Below are 25236 nucleotides of genomic sequence, written 5' to 3' on the forward strand. Positions count from 1 at the left end.
GAGGGCTTACCTGGGTGGGTAGGTGATGTTCGGACGGGGTGGTGTGGCCATGCCCGCGCCGAGGAAGTAGTCGACGTGGTGGGACTGGATGTAGCCCTTGAGGGTCATGGCGTTGCGGTAGGCGGGGTTGTGCGCCAACGTGTAGAGCCTGGTGGTGCTGGGCCGGTCGGTGGTGAAGATGATCAGCTCGTTGAACGCGGCGTTGGTGTAGAGGACCTCTTCGCGCCAGTCACCGAGGATGTCGCCCTGGAGGACGGGGGAGTTGCCCTGGGCGGCGTCGACCGCGCCGTAGTCGGAGGTGGTGAGCAGCCGGGGCACCCTGCTCGTCGTGGTGGGGTTGTTCGGGTTCCACTTCTCGAACTTGCCGTCGTTGAGCAGTTCCATGGTGGTGTCGCCGTCCCAGTGCAGGCCCAGCTGCGGCCAGGGCTGGAGCGAGGTGTCCGACTGGGTGAGCCGGTTGGTGGGTGCGTTGTAGAGGCCGTCGAAGGACCAGACCTCCATGCCGGGGTGGCGGGGGTCGACGTCACCGACCATGCCACGGCCCACGTCGACCACGCCCGAGCCGGTGTGCCGCCAGATGATGCTGCCGTTGGCGGCGTTGTAGTAGTACTCGCGCAGGCCGCTGGGGTTGTTCTGCTGGACGCCGTAGCCCTCCAGCCCGGGGCGGCCGGGGTCGATGTCGGTGAGGTGGAAGCGGTCGCCGTGCACGACACCGGCCGGGCCGAGCGAGTAGCGCAGGGTGCCGTTGCCGTTGAGCACGAAGCCGATCTCGGCGATCTCGTCGCGGCCGTCACCGTCGACGTCGATGATGCGGGTGTTGTGCCCGTCCGGCAGGTCCTGGTTGCCGCGCAGGAACTTCCACTGCATCGTCAGCGCGTTGCCGGTGAACCGCCAGGCGGCGAACATGAGGTTGAAGTCGCCGCTGCCGATCCGGTTCTTCATGAACGCGACCAGGCTGGGGTTGACGCCGTCGAGGTAGCCGACGCCGAAGCGCGCGTACATCGGGCCGTCTGCCAGGTAGTCGGTCGGCACGGGCGCGGTGGCGCGGGGCGCTCCGGTCATCCCGTCGAGGATGGCGATGTGCTGGCGGTTGTCGTTGCTGTCGGTGAACCTGACGCCGTTGCCGAACGTGACGCCGTTGGCGATGCGCACGGCGACTTCGGCGCGGCCGTCGCTGTCGAGGTCCTGGACGGTGACGCCGTCGTTGTGGCCGACGTCGATCGTGGACGAGCCGCCTTCGATGTTGTTCTGGTTGGTGCTGTTGGGGCCCATGTCGACCTGCCAGAGGAACCGGCCGTCGCGGCGGTAGGCCTCGATCTTCTGCGGTGAGGTCTGGCGGTCCAGCACGTAGTCGTACTCGCCGTCACCGTCGAGGTCACCGGCCCACAGGAACTTCACCGCACCGCCCGCGCGCAGCGGCACGCGCACCACCGGCTCGGTCGCGGCGTTGGCGCGCAGGGTGAACGCCGCGCTGGGCGCCTGCTCGACACCGTTGACCACCGGGCGCACCCGATAGCTGTTGGCTTGCGTGAGGTTCGCGGTGGAGTCGACGTAGTTGGTGCCGCCGGTCAGGACGGACGGGTTGAGCTTGACCTCGGCGCCGCCGGTGGAGCGGTAGACGTTGAAGCCGATGCCGGCCGGGTCCAGTCCCAGCAGTCGCCAGGACACCAGCACCTGGCTGCCGCCCGACCGCACGGCCACCACACCGCGGCCCAAGCTCTCCATCTTGCGACCCTCGCCGGGCAGGGTCCCACCGTCGACCTCGACCATCCGCCACTGCTGGTTGACCCCACCGTTGTCGGTGTACTGGGAGATGCGGCCACCATCGGCGGTGGACCGCTCCCAGACGTCCATCGCCTTGCCGCTGTTGCGGTTGACCAGCTTGACGTGGCCGCTGTCGGTGTCCAGCACCTGCCACTGCTGGTTGGCGGCACCGGTGTCGGGCCACTGGACCAGCTGGGCGCCGTCTGCGGTGGACCAGTCCAGTACGTCGACCACCTTGCCGGAGTGGCGGGCCTTGAGCCGGTAGTAGCCGTTGCCGGAGGGGACGAACTGGAACTGCTGGTTGGCCTGGTCGAGCGGTGCGAACTGCTGGATGCAGGCGCGGTCGGCGGTGGACTGCTCGCACACGTCGATCGCCTTGCCGCTGTGCCGGGAGACGAGCTGGTACCAGGCGTTGGTGTCGATGGTCGCGGCGGCGGCAGGCGTCGAGGCGACCGCCGTGATGACGCCTGCCACGACGACCAGGGCGGTCGCCAACACGGTGGCACGCCACCGCCGGCGTAAGGGGTTCGGGTGGATCACGGAGCTTCCTCTCGGTGGTGGGACCTGTCCGTAGGGCGTGCCTCAGCACCCGGCCGGGAAGGGCGGTCGGGCCGGACGTGAGGGTGAAGTCGACCCTGGCCTGGTCGGCGGTCGGCGAGCGTCCCGCCCCGGTGGACCAGGGCGTCGAGGTCGTGCGCGACTCGTTGGCGGGGTGTCCGGTGGAGCCGGCGCTCTGAACATAAAGCGCTTACCTGGCTCAGTCAACCGGTTGACCTGGCAGGAATCCTGCCTCTACTGTTGCAGACAGTAAACGGTTACATGGCCGGTCGCGTCGACGGCGGCGTCGGAAGGGCTCGGCCTGCCGGTGGACCGGGCAGCTCAGGGTTGGCTGGTGTTACTTCTTGGTCCGTGCTGCTTTTCCGGCGGTCGACTCCTGGTAGACGTCCGCGTAGGTGCGAGAGCCTCCGACGAGCTCGTCGCAGAAACCGGTGAAGTCCGAGTAGGGGAAGAAGTGGCAATTGATCTCTTCCCAGGCTGCCCGGTGGTCGGCGGGCAGTGCCTCGGCTCGCGCTTCGAACGCCTTCCACTCCCTGGTGAGGTCGCTGCCGGTGGTGGTCTCCCGGAAATTCAGCTCCCGCCCTCCTTCAGCTTGGCGATCCGCGAGGTGATGTACTCCCATTTCGCCCAGAACGTCGCGAGTTCTTCGCGTCCGGCCTCGTTGAGCGCGTAGAACTTCCGCGGCGGACCCACCTCGGACGGTCGTTTCGTCACCTGGACGAGGCCGTTCTTCTCCAGCCGCAACAGGATCGTGTACACCGTGCCCTCGACGACGTCGGTGAAGCCGAGGTCGTTGAGGCGGCGCGTGATGGCGTACCCGTAGGTCTCCTCGGCGCCGATGATCTCCAGCACGCAGCCTTCGAGCGTGCCCTTCAACATCTCCGTCAGGTTGTCGATCGCAGGCCTCCGGGACGGGTACTTGGTGCTACTGAGTACTGCTACATCGTATCACTGAGTAGTGACGGCGTGCACGATTGGGGGGAACGCGACAACGCCCGACACCGGACTCACGGGTTCGGCGGCGCGTTCGGGTCCGCTGTCGCTATGGTGCCGAGCGAGATGTCGTGAGCCCACGGGGCCCGGCAATGCGGGAGCGTGCCACCGAACGGGGGTTGTCGTGGCTGACCAGCAGCGGCGGCTGCAAGACATGATGAAGTCGTTCGAGGAGCAGGCGGCGAAGGCCGGCCAGCTCCAGGAGGCGATGAAGGGCCTGAGAGGCGTCGGCCGCAGCCGGGACGGGGCGGTGGTCGTGACCGCGGCGCCGTCCGGCGCCGTGCTCGGCCTGCAGCTCTCCCCGGCCGCGATGGGCCGCTCGCACGTGGCGTTGCAGCAGGAGATCCTGGACGCGATCCGGGCCGCCACCCAGGACGCCGCCCGCCAACTCGACGCGGCCGTCGCCCCGATCCTCGGTGACCGGCTGGAGCAGTTCAAGCAGGGCATGGCGGCCTCCGGTGTCGAGCCGATCATGCCGTCCGCGCCGCCGCCGCCCGGCCCGCCGGGCTTCGCGCCGGCCCCGCCCGCACCACCGCGAACCGGTCCGCCGCCCGGACCAGCCGGTGGGCCGCCGTTCGCCCCGCCGCCCGGCCAAACCCAGCGGAACCGTCCGGCCCCCGCGCCGGTCGAAGACGACGAACCACCGAGCACGTACCTGCGTTGAGGGGGAGCAGCGGATGACGTTCAGCATCGTCCCGGAGGCGTTGACCGCCTTCGCGGCCGGCAGCGAGAGCCTCGCCGGCAAGTTCGGGCAACTCGCCGACCTGCTGGAGCAGGCGCGCGTCGACGACCAGTGCTTCGGCCCGATCGGCGACGCCGTCGGCCTGAGCAGCGGTTACTTCTCCAGCCTGGACGAGTGCCGGCAGCTGGCCAACGACGCCAAGGACTTCCTGGAGCAGACCGGCGAGCAGTTGCGCGGCAGCTTCGAGGTCTACCGCGGCGTGGACGACGGCATCTCGCAGGCCTTGACGCAGATCGGCAACGGCCTGGGCGGTGGCCGGTGAACGCCGGACCGGGCACCTTCGCCGACCTCAACGGCGGCGACCAGAAGAACTGGTTCGAGCAGGCCGCCGGACGCGGCAGCTCGGGCATCGGGGCGCTGCAGGACCTCGCCGACGCCACCAGCCCGCCGCAGATGGCCGCCGCCACGATCTCCGGGCGCATGGAGCTGCTGCAGACCATGGCCAGCCCCGGTCAGGCGCTGCTGGACAACGGCCTGGGCTTCCTGGTCTCCATCGTGCTCAGCCCGCTGATCGAGCTCGCCGAGTGGGCGGTCGGCGACCCGGAGCAGATGCGTGCCACCGGCAACGGCTGGGAGCAGGTCGCCGGGTGGCTGGACGAGGTCGCCGAGGCCGAGAAGAAGCGCGCCGAGGCCACCACGGGTGTCTGGGAGGGAGCGGCCGGCGACGCGTTCCGCAGCCAGGTCACCGAGTTCGGCGACGGCGTCTCGGCCCTGGCCGAGGACGTGCGGGGGCTCAAGCAGACCCTGGACATGATCGCCGACCTGTTCGACATGTTCGTCGAGTTCGTGATCCAGATCCTCACCGAGCTGATCATCGGCCTGATCGTGCAGTGGCTCGCCGCGCTGGCCGCGTCCTGGATCACCGCGGGCGGCTCGGTCGCCGCCGCCGGGGCGACCACCACGGTGCAGGTCGGCAGCACCGGCGTGCGGATCACGATGCGCGTCTCCAAGCTCCAGATGGAGCTGTTCAAGATCGTGAAGCGGCTGGAGGCCCTGCTCACCCGACTGCGCGGTCCGCTGCGCCAGGTCATCCAGCGCATGAACGGCCTGCGCGGCGGCAACATGGCCCAGCAGTTCGCGGGCCGTCACCTCGGCTCGAACCCGCTGGTCAACATCGTCACCCGCGCCGACGACGTGTCCCTGGCCTCCACCACGGGCAACCGGTTCATGCAGAACGTCACCGGCGAGGGCGCGCTGGCGGGCAACATCGCCCAGACGGTGCTCACCGGCATGCTCGGCGGCCAGACCAGGGTCGGCGGCGCGGCCTTCAGCGCCGGCGTGGACGCCGCCGTCGACGGCGCCATCAAGTTCGGCACCCAGGAAGCCTACGACCAGGCGCGCAACGCACCGTCCGAGGAGGAGCGCCGCGAGACCCAGGAACGCGGGTTCAACTGGTGAAGCTCGACGGCGTCCTGGCGATCAGGGAGCACTGGGCGGCGCCGGACGAGCCCGTGCTGCTGTGCGCGGGTGCGGCCGGGGCGTCCACGCGGTTCGACGTGCCCGGCTTGGACTGGTCCGGCAGTCCCGCGGCCGGGTTCGCGGGCAAGGCGCTGCGCGGTGTGGCGGGCTTCGCCGGCAATGTCGTGTCGGCGGTGGCCGATGACGACCTCGGGGCACGGGAGCTGCCGGGGGTTGTCGTGTTCGGCGGCTCACCGGAGGCACTCGCACCCGGTGCGGCGCTCGCGTCCCGGCAAGCGGCCGTCGCCTGGCTGGTCCTCACGCCGCACCGACTGGCCTGGGTGGCCGCCGTGCCCGAGCCAGTCGAACCCGAGCCGGAGAAGTCGCTGTTCGACCGGGTCGGTGACCTCGCCCGTGGCGCCCGGGACGCGTTCGCCGGCAAGAGCCCGTACCCGCCGCACGAACCCGTGCCCACCGTCGCGATCACCACGGTCGCCGAGCTGCCCCGGCCACGCATCACCGGTGCCGCGCTGGCCGAGCGCAAGCTGCCCCGCGGTTCGGTGCCCGGTTCCGCGACCGTGCTGCGCGTGTCCCTGGTCGACGGCTCCGGTGTCGACGTCCTGGCCAAGGGACGCCCCGAAGCCGCACAACGGCTGCTCGCCCTCGTCAACGCCTAGGACGGCAACGTGCCCAAGAACCGGACGAAGATCGGCGAGATCGCCCAGCGGCACTGGGTCGCCCCCGGCGAGCAGGTCGTGTGGCTGGCCAACCCGCAGGGGCACGTCGGCAGCACCGTCGCGGCCACGCGCACCTCACCTCACCGCACCGCCGCGCCCGCGCTGGCCACACCGGACCCGGCGTGGCCGCTGCCCACCGCCGCCGTGGGCCAAGGCCGTTTCCACCTCGATGAATGGGCCCACGACCCGGCCGTCTGGGGATGGGCGCACGCCCAGCGGCCCGACCAGCTCGCGGTCCGCTTCGCCGACCTGTTCACCGCCGGCCGTGACGAGTGCTGGCTGCTCATCACCAACCGCCGCGTCGCCCTGATCGTGGAGGGCGAGGTCGCCACGCCCGAGGAACCGGCCTCCGGCGGCTTGTTGGGCCGCGTGCGCTCACTGGGCCAATCTCGCGACGCACCACCACTGGTCACCTGGTGGGAGGGGCCGATCGCCACCGTCCGCGCGTTCGTCCCGGCGCCCTTGGGTCGGCACGTCACCCCGGAGTGGTTCCTGCGCTTGGAGTTCGGCGACGGCTCGGCGTTCGACCTGCGCGACGACCAGGCCGAGCAGACCGTGCGCACGGTGCACGCCAACCTGTGACGCGTGGTCAGTCCGCGGCCGAGGGGCACCCTGCCGCGGCTCGACGCCTTACGCGAGCGGTGCCGTGGTGTTGTCACGCTGGGCCCGCAACAGCTGCGGCCGGTGCTTGCCGTCCTTCGGCCAGTGGTGGGTGCCGGGCTTGCGCGCTTCGGTCACCAGGTGCTTGACGCTGGCCTGGCAGGAGAACTCCTTGAGCTTCCTGCCCGCGAGCCCGCTGAAGTAGACCGGCACCGCGGTGTCGTCCTTGTGCGCGAGCTGGAAGATCCCGGCGCCGCGGCCGAAGCTGACGCACATGGCCGGGAACGACAGGTCGACCGGCTTCGGCTGATCACCCGCGATGCGGCTCAGCACCGTGTCGGCCGCGTGCGCGCCCAGACATCCCGCGGCGTACGCGCTCATCCGGAAGGGCAGGTCCGAGGGTGCCGACGAGTCGCCCGCCGCCACGATGCGCTCGTCATCGACGCTGGTCAGCGTCTCGTCGGTGAGCAGACGCCCAGCGGCATCCGTGCGCAGCCCACTGCGACCGGCCAGATCGGGCACACCGAAGCCCGCCGCCCAGAGCGCGACCCGGCTCGGCAGCGTCCGGCCGTCGTCGAGTTCCACCGCTTCCGCCGTCACCGCGGCGACAGCCGTGCCCGGGCCTTCGACGACCTGGACCCCCAACCTGGCGAGGTACTTGCGCGCCGTCCGCCGAGCCCGCGGGTGCAGGTACGGACCGAGAACACCCCCGCACACCAACGTGACCGCGCGTCCCTGCTCCGCCAGCTCCGCAGCCGTCTCGATACCGGTCGGACCACCCCCGACCACCGTCACCGCGGCCGTCAAGGGAGTATCACCGAGCACCGACCGCACCCGTTGCGCCGCTTCCAACGTCGCCACCGGGTACGAGAACTCGGCTGCGCCGGGAACCCGCGTCACCGCACCACCACTGCCGACCGCGTAGACCAGGTAGTCGTAGCCGATGGTGTCGCCTTCGGCCACCGTCACGCCGCGCCCGGCCGCGTCGATCCGCGTCGCGCTGCCGACCACCAACCGGACACCGTCAGCCAGGACGTCCTCGTACGGGACGACCGCGTCATGGGTGCCGGCCACCAACTGGTGCAGCCGCAGCCTCGGGACGAACAGCGGCCGCGGGTTGATCACGGTCACCGTCACGTCGTCGCGCTGCGTCAACCGGTTCGCCGCCATCACCCCGGCGTACCCGCCGCCGACCACGACCACGTCGATGCTCTTGCCCATGGTGTCTCCTTCGCTCCGAGAAGTTCGAGCACAAGACACCGCACCGACCGGGTTCCTGACATCGGGTGAGGCAGATCACCCGCCGGCGACCGCCGGTGCCGGCCACCTCCAGGCGGCTCGGGCGATGAAGACGAGCAGCACCACTTCGACGAGGCTTCCGAGGAGGTAGTAGACCCACGTCTCACCGATGCACGACACGATGATGCTGATCATGTACAGGACGCTGACGACGATGTTGACGACTCGGTTGACGCGTGGCCTGAGCAGGAGCGCCAGCACCACCATCAGGATCGACGGCAGGACGAAGATCAGGGTGGACGTCAGGAGCACCTGGTCGACCGCGAACGCCGTGGCCGCGATCTTGCCGTCGAGCGCGGCGTCGAGGACATCGGCGAGGATGCCCAGTGTCTTCGCGTCAGGTCCTTGGCGCGTCGGCGTCTCGGACGGTGTTGCCCCGGCCGATCGGCCAGGGCCGGACCTGTCCTTCCGGCCGACCCGGCGCCGGCGTGGTGTGGGCGCGGAGCACGAGGTCGACGACGCGGTGGGCGAAGTCGGTGGTGAGTTCCGGGGCGGAGATCAGGCGGCGGTGGAACAGCGGGCCGGCGAGCAGGTCGAGCACGTCGGCGGGGTCGGTGTCAGCGGGTAGTTCGCCGCGGGCGATGCCGCGGGTGATGGCGTCGAGCACGACGCGGTGACGTCGGTCGGCTTCACGTCGGTGCAGGGCGGCGAAGACCGGGTCGCGTTGGGCGGCGTCGACGAGGGCGGGCATGAGGGCGGCGGCGGGGCCGGTGGTCAGGGCGTGGGCCAGGCCGGTGAGCAGGTGCACGAGGTCGTCGCGCAGGGTGCCGGTGTCGGGGTCGGTCGGCGGGTCGAGGGTGGTGTCGAACGCGTCGAGGACGAGGGCGGCGCGGTCGGGCCACTGGCGGTAGATGGTGGTCTTGGCGACGCCGGAGCGTTCGGCGACGGCTTCGACGGTGGTCGCGGGGATGCCGCGTTCGGCGACCAGGTCGAGGGTGGCGCGCAGGACGGTGGCGCGGCTGCGGGCCACCCTGGGATCGGTGCGTGGCGTCATGATCCCGTCACCTCGCCGCGGTCAGCCAGGTCGTGCGGTGGTCGTGCACGTACTGATCGAGGGTGCGGGCCGGGTGGCCGAGCAGGCGGGGCAGGGTCGGGTCGACGGTGTCGGCCTGACCGCGGCGGAGTCCGGTGTGCAGGACGGTCTGCACCAAGCGCTGCGCGAGCGGCAGTCCTCGGGCACGGAGGTGGCGGAGGTAGCCGGGGACGGTGGCGGGCTCGTAGCGGATCGGGCGACCGAGTTCACGGGTGAGCACCGCCGCGACAGCGGTGAAGTCGACCGCGCGGGAGCCGGTGAGGGTGTAGGCCGAACCGCGGTGGGCGGTGTGGTCGGCGAAGATCGTCGCGGCCACGTCGCCGATGTCGCGCACGTCCAGGAACGCGACCTTCCCGGCACCCGCGGGCAGGTACAGGCGGTCGTCGGCGACGAGGTCGGCCCGGTAGGCGTCGGCGAGGTTCTGCGCGAAGAACCCGGGCCTCAGGACGGTCCAGGACCCGCCTGCCCCACGCAGGTGCGTCTCGACGCGGTGGTGGGGTACCAGGCGGTTGGTGTCGGCTCCGGTCACCGAGGCGAACACCACGTGGCAGCCGTGCGCGTTCGCCGCGTCGACCAGGGCGTTGAGGGTGGGTCCGACGCGGGCGATGTGCGGCGGCCGGACCAGGAACAGCCCGGTGGCGCCACGCAGCGCCGGGGCGAACGTGGCGGGATCGGTGAGGTCCAGCAGCACGGCCTCGGCGTCGGGGTGGCGCCGCCGCACGACCTCGGGATCGCGACCGGCGGCGCGCACACCGATGCCCGCTCCCAGCAGGGACCGCGTCGCCGCGCCTCCGAGGTTGCCGGTGGCACCGGTGACGAGCACCGGACCGGTCACGACCGCCCGCTTGTCGTCATGCGCACGACGATACGCTACGGATGCGTAGCGAAGATGGCTGCCGCGCGGCGGCCACCAAGACGGACACCAGGGACAAGGCGGTGACGCGGAGCGGTCGGCAGTCGACTCCCGGCACGGGTCACTGTTGCGGCTGACCGCTGGAGATGCGTTCCCGCAGCCCGTCGAGTCCGCTGAACACCACGCCACCCACGGGGTGCAGGCCCAGTCCCCACAGGAACGCGGTGATCTTGTCCAGCGACGAGCCCCACGCGAGGTAGTTCACGTAGAGCAGTTGCAGGCCCAGCAGGACGGCGACCACGGCCACCAGCGCGGTGACGACCAGATCGGCCCGGCGACTCTCGGTCCCGAGGCCACGCAGGGGATCGGAGACGTCGACCACGACGTCGTCCTCGACCGGCGGTGCCGGCTGGTCCACCTGCGCCATCGGCCCCGCGAGCCCCCCGTGCTGCCGGCAGATCGCGAGCGCGTCATCGAGGTGTTTCCGCGCCGCCACCTGATCGGACACGACGAGTCGAAGTGCGTCATCGAGCTTTTGCTGTGCGGTGGTGAAACCGGCGATCTTCTCGGCCTCGCCCGCCTGCTCAGCCGCCGCGAGTTCGCGGTCGGCGGTCGCCCGGGTTTCGGTGATCTGCCGCGCCAACGGGCTCGCCAGCGCGTTGGCGGCTTTCGCGAGGTCGGTCAAGGCGATCTCGGCGCCCTCCCGGCGGGACTTGATGTCGGAGGCGTCCACCGGGGTGTCGAGCCACTCCTTGACCTCGACCAACTTGTTCCGCAGCGCCTGATCCGCGGCCGGGGGAATCCGCCGGTCGCACAGGACGTAGGCACGAACACCGGGGATCTTGCGCCCGCACTCGTCCAGCTGCGCGGCGGTCGGTCGGTCATCGGCGGTCTGCCGGATGCGGAGTTCCTCCAGCTGATCCGCGACGGAGTCCACGACACGCCGGTGCTGTTCGTCCAGGTCTCCCAGCGAGTCGCGAACCTGCCGCAGGCGGAGGGTGAGCAGACCGAGCCTGCTGCGCGTCCTCAGGCTGTCCCGGTAGGCGCCGACCAGGTACTTGAGGATCCCCGACAGCACGACACCGAGCAGGATCAACCCCGCGGCGATCGCGGTCGAGCTGCGCACCTTCACCGACACCGCGGTCTTCACCTCGGCGCCCGTCGCCGTGCCGGTGACGATCTGAGCGCTGTACGTGCCGGCCGTGGAGAGGCCTTTCAACCGGACGACGAACGTGGCCCGTTCGTACGCGGCCAGCTGCACCACGCCGGTCACGGGCTTGTCGTTCCGCAGCACCTCGACGGCCGTCCGGATGGTCACCGCTCCGGCACCGGTGTCCCTCTTCAACGACAGGAGCACGGGAACCTTGACGGTGACGGCCGCATCCGTCGTTCCGCGCAACTCCACGGGAATGTCGACGTCGACGTCCTTGAACGGCCGCAGCACGGCCGCGACCGTGCCGACTTCCTCGATCGTGACCGGGGCTGAAGGTTGACGGGCCGATGCGGTACCGGCACCGCACGCCCACACAAGCGCGATGGACACAGCCAGAAGCGTTGCCCTCATAATCGGTCATCGCCGCGCTAGGCGGAAATGAGCCGGACCTGGCACGAGATACACACGAACGAGTGAAGATCCCCGGCGCTCAACCCGGTGGTGCCGGGGTGCGCAGGCCGTCGAGCAAGGTGGTCAGGTAACGGCGAGCGGTGGCGGCGCGGTCGGTCGGGGCGCCACTGTGGACCTGCGCGGCATAGGCGATGCCGCACATCAGGGGCACCAGGTCGGTGGCCGCCAGGTCCGGGCGCACGACGCCGGCCCGGCGGGCGCGGTCGAGCAGGGTGGAGCCGATCTCCAGCAGCGACCGCTTGAGTTCCGTGGTGCGCGGCAAGGTGTCGGTCGGCGCGGCGGCGACCGGGGACAGGGACGCGTCGGCCACCTGCGCTTCCACCGTGCGGATCAGGAAGCCCTCCAGCGCGCGCCGGGTGTCGGTGTCGGTCAGCGCCTGCTCGCCGTGCTCGACCAGGTCTTCCAGGCAGGTGGTGGCGACGGTTTCCAGCAGGGCCTCGGCGGTCGGGAAGTGCCGGTAGACGGTGCCGACACCGACTCCGGCGCGGCGCGCGACGTCGTTGAGCTGCAACGGCGTGCCCTCGTCGACCAGCCCTCTGGCCACCGCGACGATCCGTTCCCGGTTGCGGGCGGCGTCCGTGCGCTGCCGAGCGGTCGCCATGGGCACAGTCTAACCGGATGACGGATCCGGATCGGGCCGCCGCTCACGCGACCGCGAGAGGTGCGTGGCGTTCGCTGAGCCGACGCACGGCCTCGGCGAGGCGGGGGTCGGCCGCCGCGCGGAACGGTAGGACCGGCTCGGCCCGGGAGCCGATGACGACGCCGGTCCGGCCGGCGAGGCCGTCGTCCGTGGCCGCGACGATCGACGGCCTGGCCGCCACCGATGCCGGCCCCGAGGTCGAGCGCTCGAACTTGCGGCGCACCAACGGCCACAGCAGCCGCAAGCCGGGCGAGACGATCTTCGGGTCCGACATGGTCCCGTCCGTCATGCCGGTGGCGGCACCTCCGGGATCCGCGGCGAACACCGCGACGCCCGTGCCGTCCAGTCGTGTGGCCAAGTCGAGCGTGTAGGCGAGGTTGGCCAGCTTCGCGCGGCCGTACCAGTGGAAGCCGTAGTAGCCGCCGGGCGGCTCGACGGCGTCGAACGACCGTTTCGCGACCGCGACCGCACCCGAGGTCACGTTCACGATCCTGCTCGGCGCACCCTCGGCCAGGGTGGGCACCAGCAGTTCGGTCAGCAGGTACGGCGAGAGGTGGTTGACCACGAACGACGCCTCGACCCCGCCGTGGTCGCGCCGGTCGGCGAACATCGCGCCCACGTTGTTGACCAGCACGGTCAGCGGCTCGCCGGGGACGGCGTGGTCGGCGGCGAGCCGGTCGGCCAGTGCCCGGACCTCGTCGAGCACGGCCAGGTCCGCGCGCAGGAACCGGGCCGGGTGCGCCGGTCCGGTCCCGTCGATCCGCTCGACCGCGCGCGCACCCCGCTCGGCGTCACGTCCCACGACGGTGACCGCGAACCCGGCCGCGGCGAGCCCCAACGCCGTCTCCAGGCCGATGCCCGCCGTACCGGCCGTCACCACAGCTGTCCGCTTCACCAGCACTCCCTCGGTTAAACGGATAGCCCATCCGCTTCAATCCGAGCGTAGCACGTAAGCGGATGAACTATCCGCTCGGCGGGCCGGCGCCGCACGGCGAGGCAGGTCCCGCCGTCCGTCCTCGACGTGGGCGGTGACAGGTCTGAATCCGGGACGGACCGTGCACGCCGCCAGGCGGTTCCAGTGGCCTTCAGGGTGCGCAGGGGTTGGTCAGGTGCGGGGCATGGCCCTGGGCGTAGACGTCGAGCAGGGGTTCCCGCAGCGCGTGTGCGCCCCGCTGTCCGTGGGTGGTGATGGTCGGGAGGGTGTCGGTCATCGGCGTGGCTTGGTGGTGAGGGTGAGCCCGACCGGGGTGAGTCCGCCATCGGTGTTCAGGCGGTACGGCATCGGGGACGGAGTGGTCAGGTGGTGGCGACGCATCAGGTGGGCGGTGATCAGGACGAGTCGGGTCAACGCGAGCGCGGCACCGTCGCACGCCGGGGGGGCCGGTGCCGAACGGCAGGTGACCGTGGTCGCGGCGGGCGGTGTCGATGGTGGTGCCGGGCAGCCGGCGGTCGGGGTCGAACCGGTCGGGCTCGGTGAGCAACCGGGCGGACAGCGCGGGGTCGGCGGGCCGCGGTGTGCTGTCCACTGTGGACGTGCAGGCCACCGAGGCGAGGAAGACGAGGACGAGGACGCGTGTCACGGTTGCCTGCCGTAGCGGATGAGGAGGTTGCAGCGGCGGGTGAACGCGGTGCGCGCGGTGGCCGGGTCGGTGGGCAGCACGCGTCCGACGTGGCGGCGGCCCGCCGCGCGGTGAGACCTGCGTGCCCACCAGCAGCCCGGCGCCGGTCGCCGTGCCGCACGCGAGCACGGATCGCGGGGGACGACGCCACACGCCCAGACCGGCGATCACCACGACGGGCACCGCGACCAGCAGGCCCGCGATCGCGGCGGCCACTTCCAGCCGGACGGCGCCGGTCAGCACGGCGGTCACCTCGACCAGCACCACGGCGGCGGTTGAGGCCGGTGGCGAAGCACTCCCACGGGTGCAGCCGCGACCTGGCCGGCCGCACGGCCGTCAACGCCGCGGTGATCGACCTATCCGCGCGTCGACGAGGTGGTGCGCTTCGACGAGGGCGTCCACGTCGGCTACCGCTACTACGACAGGGCTGGGCAGGAACCCCTGTTCCCGTTCGGGCACGGCCTGTCCTACACGACCTTCGCCCTGGGCGACCTGACCGCGTCGTACGGAGGCGGCACGCTGACGGTCGGCGTCACCCTCACCAACACCGGCACCCGGGCCGGCTGGCAGACCGTGCAGCTCTACGCGGCCTTGCCGTCCTCCGCCGGAGCCGAGGTGCGCCGCCTCGTCGGCTTCCGCAAGGTCCACCTCGTCGCCGGCCGGCGGACCACCGTGGGCATCGCGGTACCGGCGAAGGCCCTGTCGGTGTGGGACACCTCCACCGACCGCTGGGTCCTCACCCCGGGCCTCTACACCCTGTCCGCCGGCACCTCGTCCCGCGACCTGCCCGTCCGCCGCACGATCACGCTGTAGTCGACGCGAGCCGGGCCCACGTCTTCCGACGCGGGCCCGGCTGTTGTCATGGCCGCCAGGGCATACGGGCTCGCTGCGCGCGGAGTCACTATCCTCCGACCGCACCCGACCTGTCGCGGACGATCTGTCCGGTCGCCGCGCACCGTGATCCGGAGGTTCCGTTGCCGAAAGTGCCTGAGGCGCGCAGAGCCGGCCGTGCGGCCGTCAACGCACTGCGGACGCTTCTGGAGCGGCACAACCACATCGTTCAGGAGGTGGACGGCCAGAACGACTTCGGCGAGGACCACCACGTCACGTTCACCGAGGACGGTGAAGTCACCGGCGACGTGGTCAAGATCCAGGTCAAGGGCGGCCGCTCGTGGCGCAGGGCGGACGGGTACGCAGTGCCGGTCGGCGACCACGGCCGCACCTGGGCCGATGGCAACGTCCCGGTGCTCTGCGTCGTGCACGACCCGGACACCGGTGGTCTCTACTGGGCCAATGCCACCCGGCAACTGCTGTCGGCCCGGCGCGAAGGCCAAGTGCTCAAGACGATCACCATCAGCCCGGGCGACAAGCTGGACGATGACTCCATCGCGGACTTCGTCGCCGAGGCCAGGCGATATCTGAGCCGCTACCGGGGCAACCGGATCATCCAGGCCCAGTTGGGCGAGATGGCGGGCGTCGACTTCGGTCCATCGGACATCGTGCAGCACCACGTGAACGTGCACGGCGAGGATCTGATCTTCTGGCAGCGCCGGGGCGAGGGGTTCGCAACCCTGCTCCACAGCGACCTCGACTGGCACCCGGAGTACATCGGCCGCGAGAACTTCCACCCCAACGGTCGACCGGGCCTGCTTCCCGGTATGCCCGTCGTGGCGAACACGATCTTGAGCACGGCCGAGGCGCAGTGGCTGGCGGCCTGTTTCGACGCGGCTCGGTGGGCTCGCGAACCCGCCGCCGACGATCCGCCGCTGCACACCAACATCGACGCGCGTGACCACTACGTGGCCCGAAGAGTCGAACATCATCTCCGGGTCGATCCCGACGCGTTGTCCCGGTCGATCCGGCAGCTCCGCACCGGGATCGCGGTCGACCACGAGTTGGCCGTCCTCGCCGAGGAGTTGGAGTCGGATGCCGAGGCACGTGCCGAAGCGCTGTCGAAACCGTGGCGGGAGATGTCGGACCAGGCGCGTCGGCTCGTCACGTTCTACCTGGTCGGGGAAGTGCGCGTGCACTCGCCCGCATTGCCGATCGGCGAGCAGTTCCGGATCGTCTGGCGATGCCCCCGGCCGGCCGGGGAATACGGTTTCGGCGCGCGGGTCGGACAGCCGAGCACCCGCAGGTCGTCGAACCGGGAGATGGTATCGGCGTTCGAGCTCAGGCCGGGCGACAGGATCTACTGGCTGAGCCGGCACGGGAACGAACGCGGCCGGACTGTCTCGGCCGTCTGGGACTCCGAGGACACACCCGGAGCCGTCTGCGTGCTCTTCGATCAGCTGACGCTGGGGGACACCTTCTGGCCGGAGGAGTTGTTCGTCCGGAAGGCGTCCACCAAGCCGCGCGTCGATTCGTCCCCCGATTAGCTCCTTGCTCCGAGGCTGTCGCTGTCATGCCTGGTGCACGCGCACGGGAAGGGAGTCCCACGCGCGCAACGTGTTGTTGTGGTGCCGCTTGGTCGGTCCGGCGAGTTCCAGGCGGTCCACGCGGGCGGCCAGGGCGGTCAGCAGTGCACCCCCGCGGCCTTGATCACGTCGAGCACCGACTGCCGTGCGCGCCCCGGATCGGCACGGCGATGCCGGTGGCGTGGGTGTCGATGAACCCGGGGCACAACGCGTGCTCCTCCCGGCGCACGGCGGGCCAGGAACCCGCGCAGCCGGTGCGGGTCGACGATCGTGTGCCGGGTGAAGGCGTGCAGCGGACCGGCCGGCACCCGCTCCTGGAGGCGGGCGGGCGCGAAGGCCAGCAGCACCGAGCCCGCCGACGAGGCGTGCAGCGGCAGCCTGCCGGCGATGCGGGTGACGTTGACGACGGCGCCGGGCGCGGACAGGCGTTCGAGGAACAACGCCTCACCACCCTCCAGGACGGCCGGCTGCGCGTGGTGCCCCACCACCGCGTGCAGGTCCTCCAGGAACGGCATCGCAGCTTCCCGCAGGCTCAGCGCGGGGGAGGCCCGCACGGCCGGCTCCCACAGGCTCACACCGACGCGCACGCGGCGGTCGGCGTCCCGGCTGAGCCAACCGTGCGAGACCAGCTCCTCCACCAACCGCGAGGCCGTCGCGACGTGCAGGCCGGTCCGGTGCGCGATGTCGGTGACGCGCAACGTCGGAGCGTCCGGCCCGAACGCCTCGACGATCCGCGCCATATCACTGAGGTCACAGTCTCGGTACCGGTGACGGCGTGCGGAAATCACTTGTGCTGACCCCAGGTATCAGCCCCGTCGATAGCGGCTTCACCGCGGTGCGGCCTATCCCGACCCCGCCCACCGACGCGGCGCCCGTGTTGTTAACTGTCGGCATGTCGAACCCGGACACCACTGAACCGCGGTCGTTACCGCCCCAGCCCGAGCCGACGACCACCACCACACCTCGTCGGGGCAACGGCCTGCTGGCCACCGCGATCCTGTTCGCCGGTATCGGCGGCGGCCTGCTCGCGTGGCACCCGTGGGACGAGAACACGGTGCAGGTGCCGCCGGCCGAGGACCCGCACCGCATCACCATCCAGAAGGTCGGAGAGCAGACCGAGGCGGGCGAGTCCGAGGCCTCGAAGCCGGTCTACTGCCTGACCAACGAGACCGGCGGCCTGTACTGCGTCGTGATGCCCAACCGCTACACCGCGCTCCTCCCAGAGGAATAACGGCGTCACGGAGCGGTGAGCAGCGCGCGGCGGGAGTGCAGGGCGGCGGAGAAGCCGTCCACCACGTCGTGCAGGGGGCGCTGTGCCTCGGGAGCCAGTGCGAGCACGTCGTCGGTGGTGGTGATGTGCTTGTCCAGCACGAACCACCCCTGCACGACGTGGTGCGCACCCAGCGACGACAGGACCGGCCGCAGGGCGTAGTCGACGGCGAGGACGTGCGCCGGGCTGCCGCCGGTGAGCACGGGCAGCACCACCTTGTCGGCCAGCGCGAACTGCGGCAGCAGGTCCAGCAGCGCCTTGAGCACCCCGCTGTAGGCCGCCTTGTAGACCGGTGAGGCGACCAGCACCCCGTCCGCCTCGGCCAGCGCCGTCACCACCTCGGCGATCGCCGGGTCGCCCGCGTCGGCGCTCAGCAGCGCCTCGGCGGGCAGGTCCCGGACGCGCACCACGCGCACGGCGTGGCCGTCACCGCGCAACCGGCCGGCCAGGTGCTCGGCGAGCGCGGCCGTGCGCGAGGTCGGGGAAGGGCTCCCGGCCAACACCAGGATCGAGGGCATCGTCCACCTCCGTCTGATCGATCCGTGCCGGGTCAGAGGGCGGAGAAGTGCGCCGCGTCGCCGACGACCGTGGTGCTGGTGACGCCGTCCACGCTGACCGGCACGTCGCCCGCGATGGTGATGCGGTGCAGGCGCCGGCGCGCGTCGTCGTAGTCGGCGACGCCGTAGTGCTGGGTGGCCCGGTTGTCCCAGATCGCCACGTCGCCGTCGGCCCACTGCCAGCGCACGGTGTTCTCCAACCGGGTCACCCGCTCCTGGAGCAGGTGGTACACGGCGTGCGACTCCGCGCTCGTCAGGCCCACGATCCGCTTGACGAAGTGGCCGAGCAGCAACGCCCGCTCACCGGTCTCCGGGTGCACGCGCACCACGGGGTGCTCGGTCTCGTAGCGCTGGGACTCGAACTCGTCGCGGTAGGACTCCTCCTTGACGTCCACGCCGCCGATGCGGGTCGAGTCCACGTGCCCCGCGTAGTCGTAGACGTTGGTGTGCACCGCCCACAGCCGGTCCACCAAGGCCTTCAGCGCCGGCGGCAGCTCCTCGTAGGCGCGCACGGTGTTGGCCCACACCGTGTTGCCGCCGTAGGGCGGCAGTTCGACCGCGCGCAGGATGCTGATCGCGGGCACGCGGTCGACGAACGTGACGTCGGTGTGCCAGCTGTTGGCCTTGCCGTAGTCGGAGTCGATCGGCAGCACGTTGGCGTGCTCGCGGCCCTTGACGGTCGGGTGGGCCAGCGTCGGCTCGCCGAGCAGCCGGGCGAAGGCGAGCTGGCCCGCGTCGTCGAGGTGCTCCTGGCCGCGGAAGAACACCACCTTGTGCGCCAGCAGGGCGTCCCGGACGGTCGCGACGGCGCCCTCGGACAGGTCGCCGCCCAGCCGGACGCCGTCGACCCGCGCGCCGATGCCCGCGCCGAGCCGGTGGACGGTGATCGTGTCGGAAAGCTGTGCGGTCATCGCCGATGTCCTCTCGTGAAAATGCGTTCGCACCACACGATGGCGAGCCGCGCCGAACCGGCACAAGATTGCGCGGCGGTGAATTAAGTCGTCCCAGCACGCGGACGCGGTTGACACGCCGGACCGCCACGGCACTTCGTTGCACCGGGCAAAAAAGTGGCCGGTGTCCAGCCGAGCGGACCGCCGGCTCCATGATGTGGGACGGCCGCCGCGTCCGTTGACCTCGCCTGACCCGGGTGTGAGGCTCTGCCCCGTGGGCCAAGCCGCCAACCTCACCTCGCGCCGGCACGTCGACCTCCGACGTCAAGCCGGCGCACTCTGTCGCGCCGGTCGCTGAACCGCACCCTCACTCCACCTCCCCCACTCGGGTTTCGATGCCCGGTTCTGTCGGGCTGCCCGCATTTTCCCAACAAAGGATTCGCCGTGATCAGCACGCGACGGAACTTCCTCGGTCTCACCCTTTTCGGCCTGGCGGCGGCCACGGTCGGCTGCTCCACCGCGGGCGCCGGTGGCGGCGCCGAGACCAAGACGCTGCGCTACCAGGGCTGGGCGGGCGACGTGAGCCTGCCCGAGCTGGCCGCCGACCTCGGCTACCTCGGCGACGTGACGCTGGAGTGGGTCGGCAACACCACCAGCGGCCCGCAGGACATCCAGTCCGCCGCCACCGGCCAGGTCGACTTCGGCGGCGCGTTCAACGGCGCGGTGGTCAAGCTCAAGGCCGCGGGCGCCCCGATCAAGTCGGTGATCGGCTACTACGGCTCCGACGAGGCGGCCTACAGCGGCTTCTACGTGCTGGCGGACAGCCCGATCAAGACCGCGCGCGACCTGATCGGCAAGAAGGTCGGCATGAACACGCTGGGCGCCCACCACGAGGCCATGCTGGGCATCTACCTCAAGCGCAACGGCCTGTCGCCCGACGAGATCAAGAAGGTGGAGCCGATCGCGGTGCCGCCGGTCAACATCGAGCAGTCCGTGCGGCAGGGCCAGATCGAGGTCGGCGTGCTGGGCGGCATCCTGCGCGACAAGGCGTCGGAGAAGGGCGGGCTGCGCAAGCTGTTCTCCGACTTCGACCTGCTGGGCGCGTTCACCGCCGGCACGTACGTGTTCACCGAGAAGTTCCTGCGGGACAACCCGAACACCGTGCGGACGTTCGTCAGCGGCGTGGCGCAGGCCATCGAGTGGAGCCGCACGACGCCGCGCGAGCAGGTCGTGGCGCGCAAGGTCGACATCCTCACCAAGCGCGGGCGCAACGAGGACCCGGCCGCGCTGCGGTACTGGAGGTCCACCGGTGTCGCGGAGAAGGGCGGCCGGATCGTGGACAAGGAGCTGTCGCTGTGGGTCGACTGGCTGGCCGAACGCGGCGAGATCACCAAGGATCAGGTCGAGCTCTCCGACCTGTACACCAACGAGTTCAACGGGTTGGCGGCATGAGCGCCCACATCGTCTTCCGCGACGTGACCAAGCGGTTCGTGGTCCGCGACCGCGCGTCCCGGCGGCGCACCGAGTTCACCGCCGTGCGCGGGGTGGACCTGGACGTGGAGCGCGGCGAGTTCCTGGTCCTGGTCGGGCCGAGCGGCTGCGGCAAGTCCACGTTGCTGGACCTGCTCGGCGGGCTGACCGAGCCGAGCGAGGGCCAGGTGCTGCTGGACGGCGCGCCGATCACCGGCCCGGGCCTGGACCGCGGGGTGGTGTTCCAGCAGTACGCGCTGCTGCCGTGGCGCACCGCGCAGGGCAACGTCGAGTTCGGGCTGGAGGCGGCGGGTGTGCCGCGCCGGGAACGCCCCGACAAGGCCCGCGGGTTCCTGGACCTGGTGGGGCTGAGCGGTTTCGAGGACCGGCACCCGCACCAGCTCTCGGGCGGTATGCGCCAGCGCGTCGCGATCGCCCGCAGCCTGGCCTACGACCCGACCGTGCTGCTGATGGACGAGCCGTTCGCGGCCCTGGACGCGCAGACCCGCGAGTCGTTGCAGGACGAGCTGCTGCGCATCTGGCGGCGCACCGGCAAGACGGTCGTGTTCATCACCCACTCCATCGACGAGGCCGTCTACCTGGGTCAGCGGGTCGCGGTGCTGACCTCCCGCCCCGGCCGGGTCAAGGAGGTCGTGCCGATCGGGCTGGGTGACCGCACCGAGCAGGCCGACCTGCGCTCCAGCCCGGAGTTCGCGCGCTACCGGCACCGGATCTGGGAGCTGCTGCACGACGAGGTCTCCCGCGCCCAGCAACAGGAGAAGGAGGTGGCGGCGGTATGACCGCGCTGCTGGAAGCACGACCGGCCGTGGACGAGGAGCGGCCCACTCGTGACCGCGTGAAGCGACCGTCGCTGCCGCGCCGGGTCGCCGACGCGCTGCTGACGGCGGTCGGCAAGGTCGCGGCGATCGCGGTGCTGCTGGCGGTGTGGGAGACCGCGCCGCGGCTCGGCCTGGTGGACGCCACGTTCCTGCCGCCGTTCTCGACCGTGGTCGACGCGTGGTGGCGGCTCGCCACGAGCGGTCAGCTTCTGGACAACACGGGGGCGAGCCTAGCCCGTTCACTGTCCGGGTTCGGCCTGGCGGTAGCGGTGGCCGTGCCGCTCGGCCTGCTGATCGGCTGGTACAAGCCGGTGGCGACGCTGCTCGGGCCGCTGCTGGAGGTCTTCCGCAACACCGCGGCCCTGGCGTTGCTGCCGGTGTTCGTGCTGCTGCTGGGCATCGGCGAGACGTCGAAGATCGCCATCGTGTTCTACGCCTGCACCTGGCCGATCCTGCTCAACACGATCAGCGCGGTGCGCGGTGTCGACCCGACCCTGCTGCGGCTGGCGAAGTCGGTGGACCTGTCGGGGTTCCGGCTGTTCCAGAAGGTGATCCTGCCCGCTTCGGTGCCCACGGTGTTCACCGGCATCCGGTTGGCGGGCGCGGTGTCGATCCTGGTGCTGGTGGCCGCGGAGATGGTGGGTGCGAAGGCCGGTCTCGGCTACCTGATCAACGCCTCGCAGTTCAACTTCGCCATCCCCCAGATGTACGCGGGGATCATCACGATCTCGGCCATCGGCGTGGTGTTCAACCAGGTGCTCGTCGCCTTGGAGCGCCGGTTCACGTCCTGGCGCGTCCCCGTCGGTTCCTGACCCCAGGCACGGAAAGGAGCTTCCCATGACGCTCGAACTCGACGCGGACGTGCTGGTCGTCGGCGGTGGACCCGCCGCGACGTGGGCCGCGCTCAAGGCCGCCGAGGACGGCGCCGCGGTCGTGCTGGCCGACAAGGGGTACTGCGGCACCAGCGGTGCGACGGCGTCCGGCGGCACCGGCGTGTGGTACGTGCCGCCGGAGCCGGAGGCCCGCGAGAAGGCCATGGCCAGTCGCGAGGCGTTGGGCGGGTACCTGGCGGACCGGCGCTGGATGGCCAGGGTGCTGGACGAGACCTATGACCGGATCAACGAGCTGGCCGACGTCGCCCGCTACCCGTTCCCGGTCGGCCCGGACGGCAAGCCGCTGCGCACCGGCCTGCAAGGGCCGGAGTACATGCGGCGGCAGCGCGTCCGGGTGCGCCGGGCCGGGGTGCGGGTCCTCGACCACAGCCCCGTCACCGAGCTGCTCACGACGGACGACGGCGTGGTGGCGGGTGCGGCGGGCTACCAGCGGCAGGCGGACCGGGCGTTCACGGTGCGGGCCGGTGCGGTGGTGCTGGCCACGGGCGGCTGCGCGTTCCTGAGCAAGGCGTTGGGCTGCAACGTCAACACCGGTGACGGCGCGCTGTTCGCCGCCGAGGTCGGGGCGGAGCTGTCGGGCATGGAGTTCTCCAACGCCTACGGCATCGCGCCCGAGCACACGTCGGTCACCAAGACCGCGTTCTACAACTACGCCACGTTCTACCGGGCGGACGGCTCGGTGCTCGACGGCGCGGGCAGCCAGCGCGGCCGGTCGGTGATCGCGCGGACGCTGCTGGCCTCGGAGAAGGTGTTCTGCAAGCTCGACCGCGCCGACGAGGCGGCGCGCAAGGCGATGCGGTTGGCGCAGCCGAACTTCTTCCTCACCTTCGACCGGCTGGGCATCGACCCGTTCACCCAGCCGTTCGCGGTGACGCTGCTGGCCGAGGGCACGGTGCGCGGCACCGGCGGCATCCGGATCGTGGACGACGGGTGCGCGACCACCGTGCCGGGCCTGTACGCGGCCGGCGACGCGGCGACCAGGGAGCTGATCTGCGGCGGGTTCACCGGCGGCGGCAGCCACAACGCGGCGTGGGCGATCTCGTCCGGGTCGTGGTCGGGGCGTGCGGCGGCCCGGTTCGCCCGTGCGCTCGGCCCGTCCGCTGCGCGGCGCCAGGTCCGTGCCGCCGGTGGTGCCGGGCTGCGCCCGACCGGCACGACGTCGTCGGTGTCCGCAGCGGAGGTCGTGGGCGCCGTGCAGGCCGAGGTGTTGCCGTACGACAAGAACTACCTGCGCCACGGTGACGTGCTGCGCGCGGCGTTGGGGCAGCTCGACGGCACGTGGGCGGCGGTGCGTTCCGGTCTGCGCGCGGACGGCCCGGACGTGGTGCGGGCGCGTCAGGCCGCGGCGATGGTCGCGCACGCCCGGTGGATGTACACCTCCGCGCTGGCGCGCAGCGAGAGCCGGGGCATGGCCAAGCGGCTCGACTTCCCCGAGCTGGACCCCGCCCAGCACTTCCGGATCACCTCCGGCGGCCTGGACGAGGTGTGGGCCCGCCCGCAGGAGGTGGCGGCGTGATCGAGCTGGTGTCGGCCGCGCAGTGCGTCACCTGCGACAAGTGCATCGCCGTGTGCCCCACCAACGTGTTCGACCGGGGCGCGGACGGCGTGCCGGTGATCAGCAGGCAGCAGGACTGCCAGACCTGCTTCCAGTGCGAGGCGAACTGCCCGACCGACGCGTTGTTCGTGGCGCCGCACACCCACCCGCTGCCGGCGGAGTCGTTCGCCCACGACGAGGAGCACCTGCGGCGGACGGGGCTGCTGGGCAGCTACCGCCGTGACATCGGGTGGGGTCACGGGCGCACGCCGGGTGCGGCACGGGCGGTGGGTCCCGCGCTGTCGCCGTCCGGCCCGCCGTTGATCTCGTGAACCCCCGCGGCACGGCGGCGTCGGCGTTGTTGGGCGCCGTGCTGCGGCACGGACCGGTCGCGCGCACCACGATCGCCCGGCTGACCGGCCTGAGCCCGGCGGCGGTGACGCGCAACTGCGCGGCGCTGGCCGGTCTCGGCCTGCTCACCGAGGTGGCGGGGCCGCTGCCGTACCGGGGCATGGGCCGCCCGCACACGCCGGTGGACGTGGAGACCGGTCGCCACCTGGTGGCCGGCATCCACATCGCCCACGAGCACTGCACGCTGGCGTTGCTGGACCTGCGCGGCCGGGTCCGGGCCAGGCTGCGGGTGCCGCACCGCGACCCGGACGACCACGAGGACGTGCTGGCGACCGCCGCCGACCGGCTCGTGCGGCTGCACGCCGAGCACCTGCCCGGCCACGTGCCGCTCGGCTTGGGCGTGGCCGCCGGCGGGTGGGTCGACACCGAGGCGGGCGTGCTGGTCGAGCACACGTCGCTGGGCTGGCGGGACGTGCCCGTGCGCGACCTGCTCGCGGCGCGGACCGGGCTGCCGGTGCTGGTGGACAGCCACGCGCGGGCGTTGGCGCGGGCCGAGCAGCTGTTCGGCGCGGCGGGCCACCACGAGTCGCTGGTGCACCTGTTCGTCGGCAACGTGGTGGACGCGGCGATCATCACCGGCGGCGGCACGCACCGGGGCGCGCGGTCGGCGGCGGGTGGTGTCGCGCACCTGGCGCTGGGCGACCCGGCGATCGACTGCCCGTGCGGCCGTTCCGGGTGCCTGGAAGCCACCGTGTCCGACCGCGCGTGGGCGTGGCGTGCCTACGAGGCGGGCGTGATCTCCCGGCCGTCGATCACCGAGCTGGGTGACGCCGCCGTGGCCGGGAACGCCGCGGCCACCGCGCTGCTGGTCGAGCGCACCCGGATCGTCGCCCGGGCCGCGGCACTGCTGTTCGACATCGTCAACCCCGACGTCGTCGTGGTCACCGAGCTGGGCGTCATCCGGCTGCCCGAGTGCGCGCGGGCGTTGCGCGCCGAGGTGGCCGCGTCCGCGCGCGTCTGCCCGTCACCTTCGGCCGTGCTGCCGAGCAGCTTCGGGCCGGACGTCCTCGGCGTGGCGGCCGGGGCCGTGCAGCTCGACGCGATCTACGCCGACCCCCTGAACCTCCGCAACCCGATCCGATTGGGAGTCTGAAG

At 71.5% G+C, this 25236-nt stretch carries 29 protein-coding genes; 15 read left to right on the top strand and 14 right to left on the bottom strand.

What is annotated here, in order from left to right:
• Window positions 1-6 precede the first annotated feature (6 nt).
• The 3 genes from B0I31_RS38815 to B0I31_RS38825 form a co-directional block, all read right to left on the bottom strand.
• Complete coding sequence (locus tag B0I31_RS38815; protein WP_106620374.1) at window positions 7-2304, bottom strand: rhamnogalacturonan lyase family protein; 2298 nt, start codon at window positions 2302-2304, stop codon at window positions 7-9.
• A gap of 355 nt (window positions 2305-2659) precedes the next feature.
• The gene (locus B0I31_RS41430) at window positions 2660-2944 is read right to left on the bottom strand and encodes a DUF1048 domain-containing protein (protein ID WP_245950779.1); all 285 of its coding nucleotides are present in this window, start codon (window positions 2942-2944) and stop codon (window positions 2660-2662) included.
• Window positions 2893-3219 carry a PadR family transcriptional regulator gene (locus tag B0I31_RS38825; RefSeq protein WP_106620375.1) on the bottom strand — a complete coding sequence of 109 codons (327 nt, stop codon included), beginning with the start codon at window positions 3217-3219 and terminating at the stop codon, window positions 2893-2895. The genes B0I31_RS41430 and B0I31_RS38825 overlap by 52 nt, the downstream gene beginning before the upstream one ends.
• 220 nt (window positions 3220-3439) lie before the next feature.
• Here B0I31_RS38825 and B0I31_RS38830 point away from each other — a divergent pair, with 220 nt between their 5' ends.
• Genes B0I31_RS38830 through B0I31_RS38850 form a run of 5 tightly spaced genes read left to right on the top strand, consistent with a single transcriptional unit; the run spans window position 3440 to window position 6774 of the window.
• Window positions 3440-3979 carry a YbaB/EbfC family nucleoid-associated protein gene (locus tag B0I31_RS38830; RefSeq protein ID WP_106620376.1) on the top strand — a complete coding sequence of 180 codons (540 nt, stop codon included), beginning with the start codon at window positions 3440-3442 and terminating at the stop codon, window positions 3977-3979.
• A gap of 13 nt (window positions 3980-3992) precedes the next feature.
• Window positions 3993-4319, top strand: a complete 327-nt coding sequence (locus tag B0I31_RS38835; RefSeq protein WP_106620377.1) for a hypothetical protein — start codon at window positions 3993-3995, stop codon at window positions 4317-4319.
• Window positions 4316-5455 (top strand): WXG100 family type VII secretion target, encoded by a 1140-nt coding sequence (locus tag B0I31_RS38840; RefSeq protein ID WP_106620378.1) that lies wholly within the window; start codon window positions 4316-4318, stop codon window positions 5453-5455. The genes B0I31_RS38835 and B0I31_RS38840 overlap by 4 nt, the downstream gene beginning before the upstream one ends.
• The gene (locus B0I31_RS38845; RefSeq protein ID WP_106620379.1) at window positions 5452-6132 is read left to right on the top strand and encodes a hypothetical protein; all 681 of its coding nucleotides are present in this window, start codon (window positions 5452-5454) and stop codon (window positions 6130-6132) included. Before B0I31_RS38840 ends, B0I31_RS38845 begins: the two co-directional genes overlap by 4 nt.
• A 9-nt stretch (window positions 6133-6141) precedes the next feature.
• The gene (locus tag B0I31_RS38850; protein WP_106620380.1) at window positions 6142-6774 is read left to right on the top strand and encodes a hypothetical protein; all 633 of its coding nucleotides are present in this window, start codon (window positions 6142-6144) and stop codon (window positions 6772-6774) included.
• A 48-nt stretch (window positions 6775-6822) separates the two neighbouring features.
• Here B0I31_RS38850 and B0I31_RS38855 read toward each other — a convergent pair whose 3' ends face one another.
• The 8 genes from B0I31_RS38855 to B0I31_RS38890 all read right to left on the bottom strand — a co-directional run bounded on the left by B0I31_RS38855 (window position 6823) and on the right by B0I31_RS38890 (window position 14124).
• Entirely contained in the window at window positions 6823-8013 is a 1191-nt protein-coding gene (locus tag B0I31_RS38855; RefSeq protein WP_106620381.1) for an NAD(P)/FAD-dependent oxidoreductase, read from the bottom strand.
• 75 nt (window positions 8014-8088) lie between these two features.
• Complete coding sequence (locus B0I31_RS38860; RefSeq protein WP_219911006.1) at window positions 8089-8418, bottom strand: DUF6326 family protein; 330 nt, start codon at window positions 8416-8418, stop codon at window positions 8089-8091.
• Window positions 8419-8428: 10 nt separating this feature from the next.
• Window positions 8429-9085 (bottom strand): TetR/AcrR family transcriptional regulator, encoded by a 657-nt coding sequence (locus B0I31_RS38865; protein WP_219911001.1) that lies wholly within the window; start codon window positions 9083-9085, stop codon window positions 8429-8431.
• A gap of 7 nt (window positions 9086-9092) precedes the next feature.
• Complete coding sequence (locus tag B0I31_RS38870; RefSeq protein WP_219911002.1) at window positions 9093-9959, bottom strand: NmrA family NAD(P)-binding protein; 867 nt, start codon at window positions 9957-9959, stop codon at window positions 9093-9095.
• A gap of 139 nt (window positions 9960-10098) precedes the next feature.
• Window positions 10099-11520 carry a hypothetical protein gene (locus B0I31_RS40230; protein WP_146174120.1) on the bottom strand — a complete coding sequence of 474 codons (1422 nt, stop codon included), beginning with the start codon at window positions 11518-11520 and terminating at the stop codon, window positions 10099-10101.
• Window positions 11521-11620: 100 nt separating this feature from the next.
• Window positions 11621-12202, bottom strand: a complete 582-nt coding sequence (locus tag B0I31_RS38880; protein WP_106620384.1) for a TetR/AcrR family transcriptional regulator — start codon at window positions 12200-12202, stop codon at window positions 11621-11623.
• Between the two features lie 43 nt (window positions 12203-12245).
• Window positions 12246-13136, bottom strand: a complete 891-nt coding sequence (locus tag B0I31_RS38885; protein WP_245950781.1) for an SDR family NAD(P)-dependent oxidoreductase — start codon at window positions 13134-13136, stop codon at window positions 12246-12248.
• Between the two features lie 190 nt (window positions 13137-13326).
• The gene (locus B0I31_RS38890; protein ID WP_146174121.1) at window positions 13327-14124 is read right to left on the bottom strand and encodes a hypothetical protein; all 798 of its coding nucleotides are present in this window, start codon (window positions 14122-14124) and stop codon (window positions 13327-13329) included.
• Between the two features lie 114 nt (window positions 14125-14238).
• Here B0I31_RS38890 and B0I31_RS38895 point away from each other — a divergent pair, with 114 nt between their 5' ends.
• Entirely contained in the window at window positions 14239-14673 is a 435-nt protein-coding gene (locus B0I31_RS38895) for a fibronectin type III-like domain-contianing protein (protein ID WP_181320764.1), read from the top strand.
• A gap of 170 nt (window positions 14674-14843) precedes the next feature.
• Window positions 14844-16238: a DUF4365 domain-containing protein gene (locus B0I31_RS38900; RefSeq protein WP_281262346.1), complete on the top strand. Its 1395-nt coding sequence runs from the start codon at window positions 14844-14846 to the stop codon at window positions 16236-16238.
• Window positions 16239-16375: 137 nt separating this feature from the next.
• On the opposite strand, the gene B0I31_RS38905 is transcribed toward B0I31_RS38900, so the two are convergent.
• Window positions 16376-17017 carry an IclR family transcriptional regulator gene (locus B0I31_RS38905; protein WP_245950785.1) on the bottom strand — a complete coding sequence of 214 codons (642 nt, stop codon included), beginning with the start codon at window positions 17015-17017 and terminating at the stop codon, window positions 16376-16378.
• Window positions 17018-17169: 152 nt separating this feature from the next.
• Between B0I31_RS38905 and B0I31_RS38910 the strand changes: the two genes are divergently transcribed.
• Window positions 17170-17508: a hypothetical protein gene (locus tag B0I31_RS38910; RefSeq protein ID WP_106620389.1), complete on the top strand. Its 339-nt coding sequence runs from the start codon at window positions 17170-17172 to the stop codon at window positions 17506-17508.
• 5 nt (window positions 17509-17513) lie between these two features.
• Here the strand turns inward: B0I31_RS38910 and ssuE are convergent, their stop codons facing one another.
• Both ssuE and B0I31_RS38920 read right to left on the bottom strand, forming a co-directional pair.
• On the bottom strand, window positions 17514-18065 hold the full coding sequence (gene ssuE, locus B0I31_RS38915; protein WP_106620390.1) for an NADPH-dependent FMN reductase: 552 nt from the start codon (window positions 18063-18065) through the stop codon (window positions 17514-17516).
• Between the two features lie 32 nt (window positions 18066-18097).
• Window positions 18098-19015, bottom strand: coding sequence for a TauD/TfdA dioxygenase family protein (locus B0I31_RS38920; protein WP_106620391.1), 918 nt, complete (start codon window positions 19013-19015; stop codon window positions 18098-18100).
• Between the two features lie 253 nt (window positions 19016-19268).
• Here B0I31_RS38920 and B0I31_RS43220 point away from each other — a divergent pair, with 253 nt between their 5' ends.
• The 7 genes from B0I31_RS43220 to B0I31_RS38950 all read left to right on the top strand — a co-directional run bounded on the left by B0I31_RS43220 (window position 19269) and on the right by B0I31_RS38950 (window position 25234).
• Complete coding sequence (locus tag B0I31_RS43220; protein ID WP_425444483.1) at window positions 19269-19352, top strand: putative leader peptide; 84 nt, start codon at window positions 19269-19271, stop codon at window positions 19350-19352.
• A gap of 86 nt (window positions 19353-19438) precedes the next feature.
• The gene (locus B0I31_RS38925) at window positions 19439-20446 is read left to right on the top strand and encodes an ABC transporter substrate-binding protein (protein WP_219911003.1); all 1008 of its coding nucleotides are present in this window, start codon (window positions 19439-19441) and stop codon (window positions 20444-20446) included.
• The gene (locus B0I31_RS38930; RefSeq protein ID WP_106620392.1) at window positions 20443-21264 is read left to right on the top strand and encodes an ABC transporter ATP-binding protein; all 822 of its coding nucleotides are present in this window, start codon (window positions 20443-20445) and stop codon (window positions 21262-21264) included. Before B0I31_RS38925 ends, B0I31_RS38930 begins: the two co-directional genes overlap by 4 nt.
• Window positions 21261-22115, top strand: a complete 855-nt coding sequence (locus B0I31_RS38935; RefSeq protein WP_106620393.1) for an ABC transporter permease — start codon at window positions 21261-21263, stop codon at window positions 22113-22115. Before B0I31_RS38930 ends, B0I31_RS38935 begins: the two co-directional genes overlap by 4 nt.
• A gap of 25 nt (window positions 22116-22140) precedes the next feature.
• Window positions 22141-23712, top strand: a complete 1572-nt coding sequence (locus B0I31_RS38940; RefSeq protein ID WP_106620394.1) for an FAD-dependent oxidoreductase — start codon at window positions 22141-22143, stop codon at window positions 23710-23712.
• The gene (locus B0I31_RS38945) at window positions 23709-24062 is read left to right on the top strand and encodes a 4Fe-4S dicluster domain-containing protein (RefSeq protein WP_106620395.1); all 354 of its coding nucleotides are present in this window, start codon (window positions 23709-23711) and stop codon (window positions 24060-24062) included. The genes B0I31_RS38940 and B0I31_RS38945 overlap by 4 nt, the downstream gene beginning before the upstream one ends.
• Entirely contained in the window at window positions 24059-25234 is a 1176-nt protein-coding gene (locus B0I31_RS38950; RefSeq protein WP_106620406.1) for an ROK family transcriptional regulator, read from the top strand. The genes B0I31_RS38945 and B0I31_RS38950 overlap by 4 nt, the downstream gene beginning before the upstream one ends.
• The last annotated feature ends 2 nt before the right edge of the window (window positions 25235-25236 follow it).

The sequence above is a fragment of the Saccharothrix carnea genome (assembly GCF_003014735.1).
GTDB classification, from domain to species: Bacteria; Actinomycetota; Actinomycetes; order Mycobacteriales; family Pseudonocardiaceae; genus Actinosynnema; species Actinosynnema carneum.